Below are 13,495 nucleotides of genomic sequence, written 5' to 3' on the forward strand. Positions count from 1 at the left end.
CGGAGTTCTCCTCGCGGGGCCATGATCCGGGCGTCGTGTCCCCCCGAGAACGAGGAAGACCCATGCGCCTCCGGCTCGCGCCGCCGCTCGTCATGACCTCAGCACTGCTCACGGCGCTCGTCGCCGCCCCTCCCGCCACGGCCGACCGCGTGCCGGTGGTCACGGCGCGGGCCGAGACCCCGGCGTTGTTCGACGACGCCCCCGGCGGGAACGCCAACGGCGACGACCCGGCGATCTGGGTGCACCCCGCGAAGCCCGGCAGCAGCGTCGTCGTCGCCACGGCCAAGGAAGGCGGCCTGTTCGCCTATGACCTGAAGGGCGGGCAGCTCCAGCACGTACCGGCTCCGCCCGCTCCCGGCGCGGACGACGAGCCCGGCCGGTTCAACAACGTCGACCTCGTCTACCGCTTCGGCGGCCGTGACCTCGCCGTGGTGTCCGATCGGGGCCGTGACCAGCTCAGGTTCTACGCGATCGACCCAGCCGCGGCGGCGGGCGCCCGCGCGCCGCTGACCGACGTGACCGACCCGGCCGCGCCGTTCGTCTTCAACGCCGGCCAGGAAGAGGTCAACGAGGCCAGGACCGCCTACGGCGTGGCCACCTGGAAGGACAGGACCGGCGTGTACGCGCTGGTGAGCCGCCGCCACGAGACGAGTGTCGCGCTGGTCCGGCTCAAGCCGGTGGCCGGCGGCAAGGTGGGCTACGAGGTCGTCCGCACCCTCACGCTGCCGTCGTCCTTCCGCCTGCCCGACGGCACGACCTGGACCCCCTGCCTGGAGCCGGGCGAGCTTCCCCAGGTGGAGGGCATGGTCGTCGACGCCGAGCGCGACGTCCTGTACGCCGCCCAGGAGGACGTCGGCGTCTGGCGGCTGCCCGCCGACCTCACCGGCAGGCCGGAGCTGGTCGACAGGGTCCGCGAGTACGGCGTGCCCGGCACCTATGACCCCGAGACCGAGGAGTGCGACCCCGGCCCCGACCCCGGCTTCGGGGGAACCCACCTCGCCGCGGACGCCGAGGGACTGACGATCTACTACCACGGCGACGGCACCGGCTACCTCCTGGCGTCCGGACAGGGCGACGACACCTTCACCGTCTACCGCCGCGAGGGCCGCAACGCCTACGTCGGGCAGTTCCGCGTCGGCTCCGGCCGCGTGGACGGCGCGGAGGCCAGCGACGGCGCCATGGCGGTGAACGTGCCCCTCGGCGACGCCTACGACAAGGGCCTGTTCGTCACCCACGACGGCGTCAACACCCCCGAGGCGCGGGACGACGAGGGGGAGGTCCGGGAGAACACCGACTTCAAGTTCGTCCGGTGGGACGACATCGCCCGTAAGGTCGGCCTCCGCGTCGACACCCGCGGCTGGGACCCGCGCGCACACTAGCCCGGCAGCCCCCCGAACACCCCGAAGACCCCGGAACTCCGGACGCCCCGGATACCCGCGACATACCGGATACCCGGGCGGCCGGTCGGAGATCCGGGTCCTGGACTCCTGACCGGCCGCGGGGCCGCCGGTCTTTCCGCGGCCCGCCGGGACGGGACGGCTAGGTACGGCAGGCCGCGGACATCCCCGTCGGCGCCGCCATCGGCAGACTGCGGTCCAGGCCGGTGATGCGCAGCAGGCGGGTCATCGCCGGGCGGGGCGCGGCCAGGGCGAGGACGACGCCCATCGCCCTGGCGCGGTGCTGGACGCCCACCAGGACGGCCAGACCCGAGGCGTCGCAGAAGGACACGCCGGACAGGTCCAGGATGAGCAGGCTCGTGCTGGATCGCAGGGCGCTCATGAGGTGCTGGCGCAGCTCCGGGCTGGTGAAGATGTCGATCTCACCGGACAGGTGGACGGTGGTCGGCGCCGACGGGCGGGCCCTGCCGAGCGGGAACGCGTCGGCGACGGCCAAGGGATGCCCGGGCCGGAGCGGAGCGTGCCCGCGTGCCCGGTCGATGGCCGGTGGCTGGTGCGGGCCCGGCCTGAACCGGCCGGCGGGTGCGTCCAGCGGCCTCCAGCCGACGGCGTGTCCGCCCTCGCCCTTCCAACCGACGGCGTCTCCGCCCCCGGCTTTCCGGCCTGCGTCTCCGCCCTCGTTCTTCCGGCCGGCGGCGTCTCCGTCCCCGACCTTTCGGCCGGTGGCGTGTCCGCCCTCGTCCTTCCGGTCGGTCGGTCCGTCCGGGGCCGGTGTGGCGATGCCGGGGCCGCTGGATTCGCCGGCGCGGGTGAGGATGTCGGCCGGGCTCAGGCCGGGTGCCGCCGGGGCGGCGAGTGTGAGCGCGGCCGTGGCCGGGCCGTCCGCGGTGCCGGGCGGGACGACGAGCAGCATGACCGGCTCCGCCCCCGAGGAGATCAGGCTGATCAGGTGCGGGTCGGTGTTGCGGAACCAGCCCACCCGGATCTGCCGTCCGCGGGCCGGTATCCGGCGCGGGATGTGCTCCCAGGCGCCGGCGTGCAGGCCGACGCGAAGCGTGGTCCGGCCCAGCCGCCGGTCGACGGCGGCGATCAGCGCGGGCAACTCGGCCGCGGCGTCGCGGGAACGGGGCCACCACGCCCCGTCCACGGTGGCCCGCGGGTTGGGCGCGGCACTGAGGCTGAGCCTGACCGCGGAGTCGATCGCGGGCAGGGCGGAGGCGAGTGACTTGAGGTGGGAAAGAACGGTCGGCATCGTGGCTGCCTGGCCTGACCGGGGCCCCGGAGGACCCGCGAATGATCTATCGCCGTGGGCGACGCCGACCTGAATGCCAACGCTCGAAGAGTCCTCGGTACCCTCAGCCTACATCTTCGCTGCGGAACCGGCCGCCGGAGCGAGGTTTTCGTGGCGCCACGTTTCCTTGAGCCGCTCGGGACGCTGGCGGCTCTTCGCCCGCTGAGCAGGGCGGGCGTAGGTACCCCTAGGCCGGATGCTGGGGCGGGAGGATATGGCATTCGCCCGATGTGGGGCCGGGTGCCTTAGGACGAACCTTGAGGTGTCGGAGAAAACGATCGCCTCAAGGAGAACCCGATGGGTCCCGAGCTCCACCACCAGATGATCACCTACCGGGTGTCGGACCTGCTCGGCCAGGCCCAGGCGCACCGGCTCGTACGCGAGGCGGAGAAGGGCCGCGAAGGACGGGCACGCACCGCGGGCCGGCGTCACCGTTTCACCTTCAGGTTTCGCGTCTGGCGACATTCCCTTTGACCGGCGGATCTCCGGCGATCACCGGGGTGGGCAGCGGGCGTTTGGCGGTGCGGCCGTCGCCGGAGGATCGGCCGCGCAGGCGGCGGCCGATCCACGGTCCGGCGAACGCGGCCAGCCACCTCGCCTCCGTCGCCGCCGCCCGCCAGGCGGAGATCGCGGCCGGCGGCGGGAACGGATCCGCCCAGGTGCCGTCGCTGCCCGGCAGGTCCAGCGCGTGCGCGACCGCGGCGGCGATGCGGGCGTGCCCCACCGGGCTGGCGTGCAGCCGGTCGCCGCTCCACATCCTGGCGTCGGAGACGAACGCGAGCGGGAACGTGTCGATCAGGGTGACCCCGTGCCGCGCGGCGGCGGCCCTGATGCGGGTGTTGAGGCCGATCACCCTGGGCCGGAGCGGGCGGGCCAGCGGCACCGTCGCGCCGATGTCGGGGAAGGTCACGCTGACCACCCGGGTCCCCGCGGCGGTCAGAGCCGCGAACATGTCCTCCAGCGCCGCGGCCACCTCGGCGGCGTCGAAGCCGGGGCGGATCAGGTCGTTCATGCCGGCCATCACCGTGGCCAGGCCGGGACGCAGCGCCAGGGCGGCGGGCAACTGCTCGTCGCGGATCTGGACGGCGCGGCGGCCACGGACGGCGAGGTTGGCGTAGAGCAGGCCGGGTTCGGTGCGGGCCAGGTGCTCGGCGAGGCGGTCGGCCCAGCCGCGGTGGCCGCGGACGTCGTCGCCGTCCCCCAGGCCCTCGGTCTGGCTGTCGCCCAGGGCGACGTAACGACCGTACATCAGCGTGGCTCCCTTCCCGCGTGGGCGGTCCGTTCGCTCAGGGTGCGCGCGGTTCGCAGGCACCAGTCGCGCATTTCGCGCTCCAGGCGGCAGCCGGCCAGGCAGGACAGGTAGGGGCCGACGCGCTCTCCACCGCGCAGGAACGACTCCTCGTCCAGGTCACCGCGCAGGCGGACGAGCGTCTTCTCGAACAGCGCGGCCCGCCACCTGGGACGAGTTGAAGGCCACGGCCGGGAAGCTGACCAGCGGCACCAAGCGGTACGGCATCGGGTTCGCGGTCCCGGCGACCGAGGAGGGCAGCTTCCAGTTCGAGTCGTTCTTCTTCAGCGCCGGCGCCGATCTGAAGACGCTCGACTCGCCCCAGGCGGTGTCGGCGCTGCAACTGCTCACCGACCTGGTCGCCTCGGGGGCGGCGCCGAAGGACGTGCTGTCGTGGACCCAGGCCAACGTGGAGGAGCAGTTCGCCAACGGCACGGTGGCCATGATGGTCAACGGGCCGTGGCAGCTCCCGCAGCTCGCCAAGGCGGGCACCGACTTCGGCATCGTGCGGATGCCGGTCCCCGCGGCCGGCGGCACCCCGTCCAGCCCGCTCGGCGGCGAGGTGTGGGCGGCCGGGAACAACGGAGAGAAGGCCACCAAGGCAGCGGCGGTCATCAAGTGCCTCAGCTCCACCGCCAACAGCCTGACCTGGTCCAAACTGACCAACTACGTGCCCTCCAACAAGTCGGCCGCGGCCGAGCTCGCCGGGTCCGATCCGCGGATGAGGACGTTCGTGGACGGCATCGCCGGGGCCAAGGGGCGGACCGCCGAGCTCGGGGCCGAGTACCCGAAGTACTCGCAGGCGCTGTGGACCGCCGTTCAGTCGGCGCTGTCCGGGCAGAGCAAGGCTGCTCGCGGTCGCCCGGGAGCACAAAAGGCGCGGACTGCCGCTGTCCGTGATCGTCGTGGACTACTTCCACTGGCCGCACCTGGGCGACTGGCGGTTCGACCCGGCCGACTGGCCCGACCCGGCGGCCATGGTGCGGGAGCTGGCGGAGATGGGCGTCAAGCTCATGGTGTCGGTCTGGCCGTCGGTCAACCCGGTGGGGGAGAACCACGCCGAGATGCGGGACCAGGGCCTGCTCATCACCTCCGAGCAGGGCGTGCCCGTCCACCACCTGTTCCCCGACCGGGGTTTCGGCGGCCACGCCCTGGGGGTCAGCTTCTACGACGCCACCGATCGGCGCGCCCGCGACTACCTCTGGTCCAAGGTGAAGCGGAACTACTACGACCTGGGGGTGCGCGTGTGGTGGCTGGACGCGTGCGAGCCGGAGATCTTCCCCGAGCAGCCGGGCAACCTGCGCTTCGCGGCCGCCGTCGGGGTGGCGGGAGTGCAGCGTTTCGTGGCTCGGCCCGCCGCGCAGCTCACCGGCGTCGTCATAGCCCAGGACGGCGACCGCGGCCGGGTTCGTGTACAGGATGTACCCGTCCGGATCGACCACCCAGATCGCCTGAGGGACGCTGTCCAGGATCCGCTCAAGGACCGTGCCGATCGGTGACACCGCGCAAGCCCCTCGTCAGGTTACCGACACCTCCACGGTATACGCGCAGCGTGGCGAGCCGTGCACGGACCCGTCGGTGCGCGCGCGGGCCGTATGGCAGGCCCCACACCGGTGGTGGGGACGGCCTCGCCGCAGGTTTGGAGACCGCTCTACAGCGTTCATGGCCCGATCGCCGGAGGGTGGAGACACCGAACGACACGCACCCCGCGGCCCGGGACGCGGCAGGACGCCTCCTGGGCCGCCGGACGACGGGAGGACACCATGTCTCACCATCTCGACTCGCCCATCGCCCGCCAGGACCCGCGCCTGGACATCAGCGACCTGTACGTCTTCCGCGGGGAGCGGGGCACGGTCTTCGCGACGAACCACAGCCATTCGTTCGCCGGTGAGGACATCCCCCGGGGCATGCACCCCGACGGGACGTACGAGATCAAGATCGACGGGAACGGGGACGCCGTCGAGGATCTGACCTACCGTTTCACCTTCGGCGAGCGTGCCGGGGACGGGACGCAGCCCTACGTGCTGCGCCGCCTGGCCGGGCCGGAGCCGCGGGACGCCCTCGCCGCCGGGACCGTGATCGCCGAGGGGCGCACCGGCGAGACCCTCGGCCTCGGGGGAGGGGGCCGGGTGTGGGCGGGTAAGGCCGGAGATCCGTTCTGGATCGAGCCCGTCGTCCTGGGCGCGGTCGGCGTGGCCTTCGAGAGGGGCACCGCGATCGACCTGTCGGCCTGGAACCCGGCCGAGGCGAAGAACCTGTTCGCCGGGCACACCGTCCATTCCATCGTCCTGGAGGTGCCCGACGAGGACCTGCTGCCCGTCGCCGGTGAGGACCGGACGATCGGCGTGTGGGCCCTGACCACCCTGGCCACCGACGCCGGCGGCCGGCGGCCGATCAACCGGGCCGGCCTGCCGATGATCCACCCGCTGTTCACCCAGCTCAACGAGAGCCTCGGCGACCAGCTCAACGTCAACGCGCCCGCCGACGACATGGAGATCCACGGCAAGGCCGTCGCCGACATGGTGGCAGGCGTCGTACGGGCCGGCGGCACGGCGGAGGACCCCGAGTCCTACGCGAGGACCGTGGTCAGGAGGATCTTCCCGAACACGCTGCCTTACACCGTGGGGACGCCGGCGGTCTTCGGCTTCGCGGGGTGGAACGGCCGCGCGCTGTCCGACAACGCGCCGGAGGTCATGTTCTCCCTCGCCGCCAACACGCCCGTCGCGATCGGCATCACGAAGGATTCGGTCACGGCGAAGCCGTCGCGGACCTTCCCCTACGTGCCCGGCGCGTCCTGAGCCCCGGGGGAACGAGCCGCCGGACCGGGCCTCACGCGCGTGGGCGGCGGCTCACCCGGCCGAAGGCTGCGGGGTGGCCGCGGGGGGTTCGAACCACGCTCCGGGGACGTCCGGATCGATCACGGACAGGGCGTGCCGCACCCAGGGGGCCACCCGCATCGCGGTCCGCTCGGCGGGGGAGGCGAAACGGAAGCGGGCCACCTCCTCCCCGTCGGCCACCGGTTCACCGCTGACGACCCGGCAGGCGAAGATCGTGGTCACGTACTGGACGCGGTCGCCGTTGCCGTACTCGACCGTCAGGTCCGGTCCTCCGAACACGCCCAGCACGGCGGTGGGCTCGACCTCGACGCCGAGTTCCTCGCGCATCTCCCGGACGACGGCGTCGGCCGGCCGTTCGTCGGGATCGACCGCCCCTCCGGGCAGCGCCCACCAGCCGGTGCTGATGTCCTCGACCAGCAGGACGCGTCCCTCCTGATCGGTGACGATTCCGGTCACCCCGGGCATCAGCACGAGATCGCGGCCCACGTGGTCCCGCAACCAGCGCAGGTAGGCGGAGATCGGCATACGTCTTCCCCCTCGGCGCCGCCCGCGGCATGGAGCGCCCGGCGAGCGGAAGATCCGGCTCCGCGACGGCCGCGGAGTGAGCGTCAGGGCAAGGCTACGGTCAACGGCTCCGGTGACGCGGACGTTGCCGGTCCCGGGTGTTATGGATCTACATTGTAAAGGCGCTGGGCTGAAGAGCGCGGAGACCGAGCTGAGTCCCTCGTCCTACTGCTGCCGGGACGGTCGTACGGCCGGGAAGAAGATCGCGCTCATCAGGTGAGGGCTGCGATCCGGGGTGGGCTTGTTGCGGGCTCTCGCGGCGAAGACCTGGCGGAGCGCGTCGATCATCTCGGCCAGTTCGCCGGGGCTGAGCCAGACGACGCCCTGCCGGTAGCCGACGGAGTCGGCGGTGGGGTCGGCTCCGTCTCGTTCGAGGTAGGTGTTGAACTCGGCGAGCAGGGCGGCCATGGCGGCGGCGAAGCCGCGCTGGTGGTCGTCGAGGGTCATCGACGCGGCCGAGTCCGCGTCGATGACCGTGCGGTCCTGGCGGAGCCGGTAGTGGCGCTCGGTGGCGCCGTGCACCCGCTGCTCGGCCACGACCTCCAGGATCCCCGCGTCGGCCAGCAGTCCGACGTGCCGGTAGGCGGTGGTCTTGGGCACGTCGGGCATGGTCGCGCACAGGTCGGACGTGGTGCGGGTGTGCCCGCCGGACATCGCGTTCACGATGCGCAGCCGTACCGGGTGCAGGAGCAGGTCGAGGGTGTTCACCCGGCCATGGTTCCATATCTGGTACTGTTCCCAAACTTGGGAAAGCAGAGGAGATCGGACATGGGGACGAACGCGCCGGCTGACCGGCTGACCGGGGCGGCGGTGTTCCCGCTGCGCACGCTGGATCCGGCCGGGCCGCTGGACGACCTCGGCTGGCTGGACGAGGCGATCGGCGATGCGCGGGTGGTGGCGATCGGGGAGAGCGCGCACTACAACCGCGAGTTCTTCCAGCTTCGCCACCGCCTGTTGCGCTACCTGGTGGAGCGGCACGGGTTCGGCGCCTACGCGATGGAGACCGGTTTCGTCGAAGGGCGGGCGGTCCGCGACTGGGTCGAAGGCGGGGAAGGCCGACTCGGGGACGTCATGGCGAACGGCATGACGTCCCTGATGGGGCTGTGGACGCAGATGCGCGACCATCTGGAGTGGATGCGGGAGCACAACAGGACCGCCGCGCACCCGGTCGGCTTCTACGGGGTCGATCTGCCCGGTTCGGTCGTGTCCCTGCTGCCCGGTCTGGACGCCGTGCTCGGCTACCTCGCGGAGGCGGATCCTGATTTCCGGGCCGATCCGGGGCTGCGGGAGACGGCCCGCGTCTTCGCGGCGCCGTCCGCGTTCTCCGCGCCCGCGGCGGTCGCCGCCTACGGGGACCTCCCGCCCGGGGCCGGGGACGCGCTCACCGCGGGCCTCGCCGGTCTCGCCGAGCGTATGGCCGGCCGGCGCCCGGAGTATCTGCGGCGGACCACCGCCGAAGCCTACGAGCATGCGCTGCGCGCGCTGCGCGTCACGGTCGCCCTCGACGGCGTGGTGCGCGCGCTGTCCGGCGGCGACCGGCAGTCGGCGATGTCCGGCCGCGAGGCCGCGATCGCGGACACGGTCGAATGGATCCTGCGCAGGGAGGAGCGGATCGTCCTCGCCGCCCACAACGGCCACATTCAGCGCTGGCCGGGCGTCTTGCCCGGCATGCCTCCGGTGACGCCCATGGGCATGCGTCTGGCCGACCGACTGGGGGAGGGCTATCTCGTCATCGGTACGACCTCGGGGACCGGCCAGATCCTCAACACGGGTGCCGACTTCTACACCGGCACCTTCTTCACGGCGATGGAGGCGCCCCGGCCCGGCAGCCTCGACGCGCTCATGGCCGCGAGTCACGACGGCCCCTTCGCGACCGACCTGCGGCGGCTGGCACCGGCCGACGCCGCCGCCGTCCGGGCGGCGTCGCGGATGCGCGCGGGCATCGGCGACTTCTACTCCGACGTGAGCCCGCAGGACGCCTTCGACGTCATCGTCCACCTCCCGCACGTCACCGCTGCGGACCCCGACGAGGCCGCCCTCGCCCACGCGCCCGGCGAGGTGCGGGAGGCGTTCGCACCGACGTGATGGGTGGCAGGCCGCGCCTCGGAGTTCACCGGACCGGCAGGACGTATTCCGCGAGGGTCTCGGCGGTGGTCGGCCGGATCGTCCCGGCGGCCGCGAGGAGGGCGGCCTGCCCGACTCCGTGGCTTTCGACCTGGACCAGCGCGCCGCCGCTGTGGGTGAACACCGCGATCCGCCCCCGCGGACCGTGGCGGACCCATCGGTTCGGGGCCGCCTCGCGGCAGGGCCGGTCCGGCGCTCCCCATGACTCGGCCTGGTACGGCGTCGCGCATGCCTCCGCGGCGGTTCCGGCCGAGCCGCGGCGTACGGTCACCTGGATGGCCTCGAAGCTCCCGGACTCCCGCTCCGCGCCGGTGCGCCGGTACTCCAGCAGGATCACCGGTTCCGTGTCGCCGACGACCGGTGTCTCGGCGTAGAAGAGCCTGTGCTCCGCGATGTCGGGTGCGACCAGCGGGACTTCGAGCAGTTCGAAGGCGCGGGCCAGGTGCCAGCGCCAGGCGGGTTCCGCCAGTGGGACGGTCAGCGCGCAGACGGCGGTGAGGACGCCGAGCGCGGCGATCCTGGACCACCATCGCCTCGCGGCGGCCAGTGCCCAGGCGGCGGTGCTGAAGCCGGCCAGGGACGCCGTCAGGTGCACGCCGCCGAGCAGTGATCGGTCGAAGCCATAGGAAATGGTCTCCGGGGCGATCCGCCACAGGGCCTGGCCCAGGGCCAGGGTGGCGATTCCGCCGATGATGACGGTGAGGGACCGGCGGCGCAGCCGGACCAGCGGAGCCGTGATCGCGGCGATCAGGAAGACGGCCACCGTCAGGACGAGGGAGGAGGGACCGCGCACGCCCGAGTGCCCGTCCCACGGCGGGCTCGACGTCCACAGGACGGCCTGCGTGACCCCGACCGCCAGCCCGACCAGCGCGCCCTTGCCCATATCCCTCATTCGGTCATGATCCCGAACCCATCCGGCATAGACCCTGATATCCGTCAACTTCGCGCACTGACGTCCATGAGGGGATGGCTCATGGGACGGTACGGCAGGCGGTGGGCGTTGAGAGACTGCACCATCGACATCCCGTCCGGGCACGTCGTCGGGCTGGTGGGCCCCAACGGGGCGGGCAAGACCACACTGCTGAAACTGGCCGGCGGCCAGCTCGCGCCGACGGCGGGCGCCATCACCGTGCTCGGCGGCCATCCCACCGACCACCCGGCCCAACTGGCCAGGATCGGATTCGTCGCCCAGAACACCCCCACCTACGCCGGGATGACCGTCGCCGACCATCTGCGATTAGGGGCCCGGCTCAAGCCCGGCTGGGACGCGGCGCTCGCCCGGGAACGCATCGGACGGCTCGGCCTCGATCCCGCGCACCGGGCGGGAAAGCTGTCGGGCGGCCAGCGCGCCCAGCTCGCCCTCACCCTGGGCCTGGCCAAGCGGCCCGAGCTGCTGATCCTGGACGAGCCGGTCGCCTCGCTCGACCCGCTCGCCCGCCGGGAGTTGCAGGGCCTGATGGAGGCCGTCGTCGAGCAGGAGCTCAGCGTGGTGCTCTCCTCCCACGTGGTCGCCGACCTGGAACGGACCTGCGACTACCTGATCGTGCTCGTCGACTCGCGCGTCCAGGCGGCGGGAGAGGTCGAGAGGCTCCTGGCCACCCATCACCGGCTCAGCGGACCGCGCCGCGACCCCGGTCGCCTGCCCGCCGACCAGCCCACGGCAAGGTCACCGCGTACCAGTGCGCCGTGGACGGCTCGTGCGAAACCATGCGGACCGATGACAGCGTCGCGCTGGTCGCGTCCGGCGGTCCGGCCGCATCCGCGAGCGCCCCGGTCCTGCCCGCGCCCACCGGGCCCCATCCGGTCGGCGCCACCGTCCTGCATCTGGCGGACACCTCCCGGCCCGACCCGTGGGTGCCCGAGGCGAAGGCCAGGGAGCTCATGGTCACCGTGTGGTACCCGGCGCGGGCGGGTGAGGGTGAGCGGGCCCCCTACATGTCCGCGAAGGAGTCGGAGCTCACCCTGAAGGGCAGGGGGGTGACCGGTGTGCCGCCCGACCTGCTGAGCAGGACGCGCACCAACGCCTTCGCCGACGCGGAACCGGCCGGCGACGAGGGGAGCCTGCCGCTGGTGCTCCTCTCTCCGGGGTTCTCACCATGCCCCGCGGCACGCTCACCGCCCTCGCCGAGGAACTGGCGGGCGCGGGGTACGTGGTGGCCGGCGTCGACCACCCGTATGAGAACCACGCGACGACCTTCCCCGGCGGGAGGGTCGCCGAACGCGTCGCGTGCGACAGCGACACGGATCCCGGCTTCGGCGCAAAAATTCGACAAAACGGTCAAGTTGGGTCTTCTCAGTTGCCCGGGCGGCAGGTTATCAAGAGCCGGAGGGCACACGCGCGCGCCATCCCGCTCCCGACGACCGCTCCGACGTGGATGAAGGATGACATGCGCCGGTTATGGACAGTGATCATGCGAACCCTCTGTGTCGTGGCCCTGGCCGCGACCGGGCTCGCCGCGGGCGCCACTGGTGCGACGGCGGCCGAGCTGCCCCGCTGGGGGTTCGCCGTCGTCAGGACCGGACCGGTCGTGGACACCCTGCGCCAGGCGGGCTCGTGGCCGGAGGGGGCCGGCGTCGAGGCCACCGCGGGCGGTCCCGGCCAGGTGTTCGTGAAGTTCCCGCAGATCGGCGCCGCCACCGGGGGAGTGGCCCACGTCACGGCGATCTCGCGGTCCGCCGACTGGTGCCAGGTCCAGGACTGGTGGCAGTCCGGGGCGGACGAGATCGTGGCGGTGCAGTGCCACCGGCACGGCGTGGGCCCGGTCGCCTCGTGGTTCTCCCTCACCTTCGGGCACAGCGCCGTGTACCTGCCCGCGCCCCAGGCGTTCGGTTACGTGCACTGGGACGGCTCCGCCGTGGCCGCGCAGTTCAACTCCTCGGCGCCCACCGCGGTGAACACCGCCGCGCCGCTGACGTCGCCGGGACTGTGGCGGGTCACCCTGCCGGGGCTCGGCTCGGCGGGCCACGCCGGGAACATCCAGGTCACCGCCGTCGAACCGGACGTGCCTGCGCGCTGCAAGCTGGGCGGCTGGACCGCGACGACGGCCGCGCAGAGCATCGTGGTGCGCTGCTACGACGCCGCCGGCGCGCCGCTGAACACCGGGTGGAGCCTGACCTACCAGCGCGAGCGGCCCCTCGTGTGGGCCCCCCAGACCTACCGCTTCGCCTACACCTTCGACAACGACCCCACCGCTGTGGGCACCTACGTGCCGACGCCGTACCAGGTCAGTCACAACTCGCGGTCCGCGGGCGTGCAGCTGAACAGGTACGGCGTCGCCAGGAAGCAGGTGATCTTCGGCGGGCTCGACGGTTACCGGGACAACGTCCAGGTCACCGCCTTCGGCTACGGCCCGGAGTTCTGCAACCTGTCCGCCCCCTGGGAGCTGTCCTCGGCGTACGTGAGCATCCGGTACGTCACCTGCTACAACGGCGCCACCCAGATCGACCACCCGGCGATGGTCGCGTACGTGGCGCGCTGAGCCGGGCCCACCGGGGGCTAAGCCGTCCCCGCCAGGCGTCGCCGGGTGCGGGACGGCGCCGACGGGGGGAGCGCGGCGAGGATGTCGGCGAGTGAACAGCCGGCGAGGGACTGCCGCCATGCCTGGTGGGCCTCGGCCATCTTCGCGGCGAGGACGCAGGTGTCGCGGCACTCCTCGGGGGACAGCGCTCCGCGTCCCTGCTGGCGGATCTCGCGGCACTCGTACGGCGAGGCGGCGCCGTCGACGGCCTCGACGATCTCCAGGAGGGTGATCTCGGCAGCCTGCCGTGCGAGCCGGAACCCGCCCCGGGGGCCCGTGGTCGCGGTCAGCACGCCGGCCTTGACCAGCGCCTGGAGCTGTTTGGCGAGGTAGGCCGCCGGCAGGTCGTAGTACTGCGCGAGCTGCGCCGCCGACGTGGTGGCCGCCGGATCGAGCTGCGCCAGCGTCGTGGCGCAGTGCAACAGCCATTCGGTGCTCACAGGCAGCTTCATGGCGCTGAGTCTATCTCAGACATT

General features: G+C 72.6%; 14 protein-coding genes and 3 pseudogenes. 8 read left to right on the forward strand and 9 right to left on the reverse strand.

The features are described 5' to 3' along the window. Nucleotides 1-62 precede the first annotated feature (62 nt). The gene (locus QSK26_RS31440) at nt 63-1,379 is read left to right on the forward strand and encodes a phytase (RefSeq protein WP_285778927.1); all 1,317 of its coding nucleotides are present in this window, start codon (nt 63-65) and stop codon (nt 1,377-1,379) included. A 160-nt stretch (nt 1,380-1,539) separates the two neighbouring features. Here the strand turns inward: QSK26_RS31440 and QSK26_RS31445 are convergent, their stop codons facing one another. Next, on the reverse strand, nt 1,540-2,649 hold the full coding sequence (locus QSK26_RS31445; RefSeq protein ID WP_285778928.1) for an STAS domain-containing protein: 1,110 nt from the start codon (nt 2,647-2,649) through the stop codon (nt 1,540-1,542). A gap of 336 nt (nt 2,650-2,985) precedes the next feature. On the opposite strand from QSK26_RS31445, the gene QSK26_RS31450 reads away from it, so the two are divergent. Beyond that, nucleotides 2,986-3,162: a hypothetical protein gene (locus QSK26_RS31450; RefSeq protein ID WP_285778929.1), complete on the forward strand. Its 177-nt coding sequence runs from the start codon at nt 2,986-2,988 to the stop codon at nt 3,160-3,162. On the opposite strand, the gene QSK26_RS31455 is transcribed toward QSK26_RS31450, so the two are convergent. Next, the gene (locus QSK26_RS31455; RefSeq protein ID WP_285778930.1) at nt 3,131-3,937 is read right to left on the reverse strand and encodes an SGNH/GDSL hydrolase family protein; all 807 of its coding nucleotides are present in this window, start codon (nt 3,935-3,937) and stop codon (nt 3,131-3,133) included. The genes QSK26_RS31450 and QSK26_RS31455 overlap by 32 nt on opposite strands. Then, the gene (locus tag QSK26_RS31460) at nt 3,937-4,131 is read right to left on the reverse strand and encodes a hypothetical protein (RefSeq protein ID WP_352244430.1); all 195 of its coding nucleotides are present in this window, start codon (nt 4,129-4,131) and stop codon (nt 3,937-3,939) included. The genes QSK26_RS31455 and QSK26_RS31460 overlap by 1 nt, the downstream gene beginning before the upstream one ends. A gap of 23 nt (nt 4,132-4,154) precedes the next feature. On the opposite strand from QSK26_RS31460, the pseudogene QSK26_RS41945 reads away from it, so the two are divergent. Together QSK26_RS41945 and QSK26_RS41950 are read left to right on the forward strand one after the other, a co-directional pair. Continuing rightward, nucleotides 4,155-4,613: pseudogene (locus QSK26_RS41945) on the forward strand (ABC transporter substrate-binding protein); the annotation flags it as partial. Between the two features lie 211 nt (nt 4,614-4,824). Next, nucleotides 4,825-5,256, forward strand: a pseudogene (locus tag QSK26_RS41950) (TIM-barrel domain-containing protein); the annotation flags it as partial. Here QSK26_RS41950 and QSK26_RS41955 read toward each other — a convergent pair. Further along, nucleotides 5,215-5,478, reverse strand: a pseudogene (locus QSK26_RS41955) (PAS domain-containing protein); the annotation flags it as partial. The pseudogenes QSK26_RS41950 and QSK26_RS41955 overlap by 42 nt on opposite strands. A 261-nt stretch (nt 5,479-5,739) precedes the next feature. Between QSK26_RS41955 and QSK26_RS31475 the strand changes: the two are divergent. Further along, the gene (locus QSK26_RS31475) at nt 5,740-6,774 is read left to right on the forward strand and encodes a DUF4331 family protein (RefSeq protein ID WP_285778932.1); all 1,035 of its coding nucleotides are present in this window, start codon (nt 5,740-5,742) and stop codon (nt 6,772-6,774) included. Nucleotides 6,775-6,825: 51 nt separating this feature from the next. Here QSK26_RS31475 and QSK26_RS31480 read toward each other — a convergent pair whose 3' ends face one another. Together QSK26_RS31480 and QSK26_RS31485 are read right to left on the reverse strand one after the other, a co-directional pair. Further along, on the reverse strand, nt 6,826-7,338 hold the full coding sequence (locus QSK26_RS31480) for an NUDIX domain-containing protein (protein WP_285778933.1): 513 nt from the start codon (nt 7,336-7,338) through the stop codon (nt 6,826-6,828). A 204-nt stretch (nt 7,339-7,542) separates the two neighbouring features. Continuing rightward, the gene (locus QSK26_RS31485) at nt 7,543-8,085 is read right to left on the reverse strand and encodes a helix-turn-helix domain-containing protein (protein WP_285778934.1); all 543 of its coding nucleotides are present in this window, start codon (nt 8,083-8,085) and stop codon (nt 7,543-7,545) included. Nucleotides 8,086-8,145: 60 nt separating this feature from the next. Between QSK26_RS31485 and QSK26_RS31490 the strand changes: the two genes are divergently transcribed. Then, complete coding sequence (locus QSK26_RS31490) at nt 8,146-9,462, forward strand: erythromycin esterase family protein (RefSeq protein ID WP_285778935.1); 1,317 nt, start codon at nt 8,146-8,148, stop codon at nt 9,460-9,462. Between the two features lie 25 nt (nt 9,463-9,487). On the opposite strand, the gene QSK26_RS31495 is transcribed toward QSK26_RS31490, so the two are convergent. Then, nucleotides 9,488-10,393: a hypothetical protein gene (locus QSK26_RS31495; protein ID WP_285778936.1), complete on the reverse strand. Its 906-nt coding sequence runs from the start codon at nt 10,391-10,393 to the stop codon at nt 9,488-9,490. 66 nt (nt 10,394-10,459) lie between these two features. On the opposite strand from QSK26_RS31495, the gene QSK26_RS31500 reads away from it, so the two are divergent. Further along, a complete protein-coding gene (locus tag QSK26_RS31500; protein WP_285778937.1) occupies nt 10,460-11,467 on the forward strand; it encodes an ABC transporter ATP-binding protein in 1,008 nt (335 codons plus the stop codon). Here the strand turns inward: QSK26_RS31500 and QSK26_RS31505 are convergent. After that, entirely contained in the window at nt 11,433-11,687 is a 255-nt protein-coding gene (locus QSK26_RS31505) for a hypothetical protein (RefSeq protein WP_285778938.1), read from the reverse strand. The two genes, QSK26_RS31500 and QSK26_RS31505, sit on opposite strands and share 35 nt — an antisense overlap. A 225-nt stretch (nt 11,688-11,912) precedes the next feature. On the opposite strand from QSK26_RS31505, the gene QSK26_RS31510 reads away from it, so the two are divergent. Then, nucleotides 11,913-12,980: a hypothetical protein gene (locus tag QSK26_RS31510; RefSeq protein WP_285778939.1), complete on the forward strand. Its 1,068-nt coding sequence runs from the start codon at nt 11,913-11,915 to the stop codon at nt 12,978-12,980. A 17-nt stretch (nt 12,981-12,997) separates the two neighbouring features. Here the strand turns inward: QSK26_RS31510 and QSK26_RS31515 are convergent, their stop codons facing one another. Next, nucleotides 12,998-13,471: an RrF2 family transcriptional regulator gene (locus tag QSK26_RS31515; protein WP_285778940.1), complete on the reverse strand. Its 474-nt coding sequence runs from the start codon at nt 13,469-13,471 to the stop codon at nt 12,998-13,000. Nucleotides 13,472-13,495 lie beyond the last annotated feature (24 nt).

Origin of the sequence: Microtetraspora sp. NBRC 13810 (assembly GCF_030268685.1) — a bacterium.
GTDB lineage: Bacteria > Actinomycetota > Actinomycetes > Streptosporangiales > Streptosporangiaceae > BSRQ01.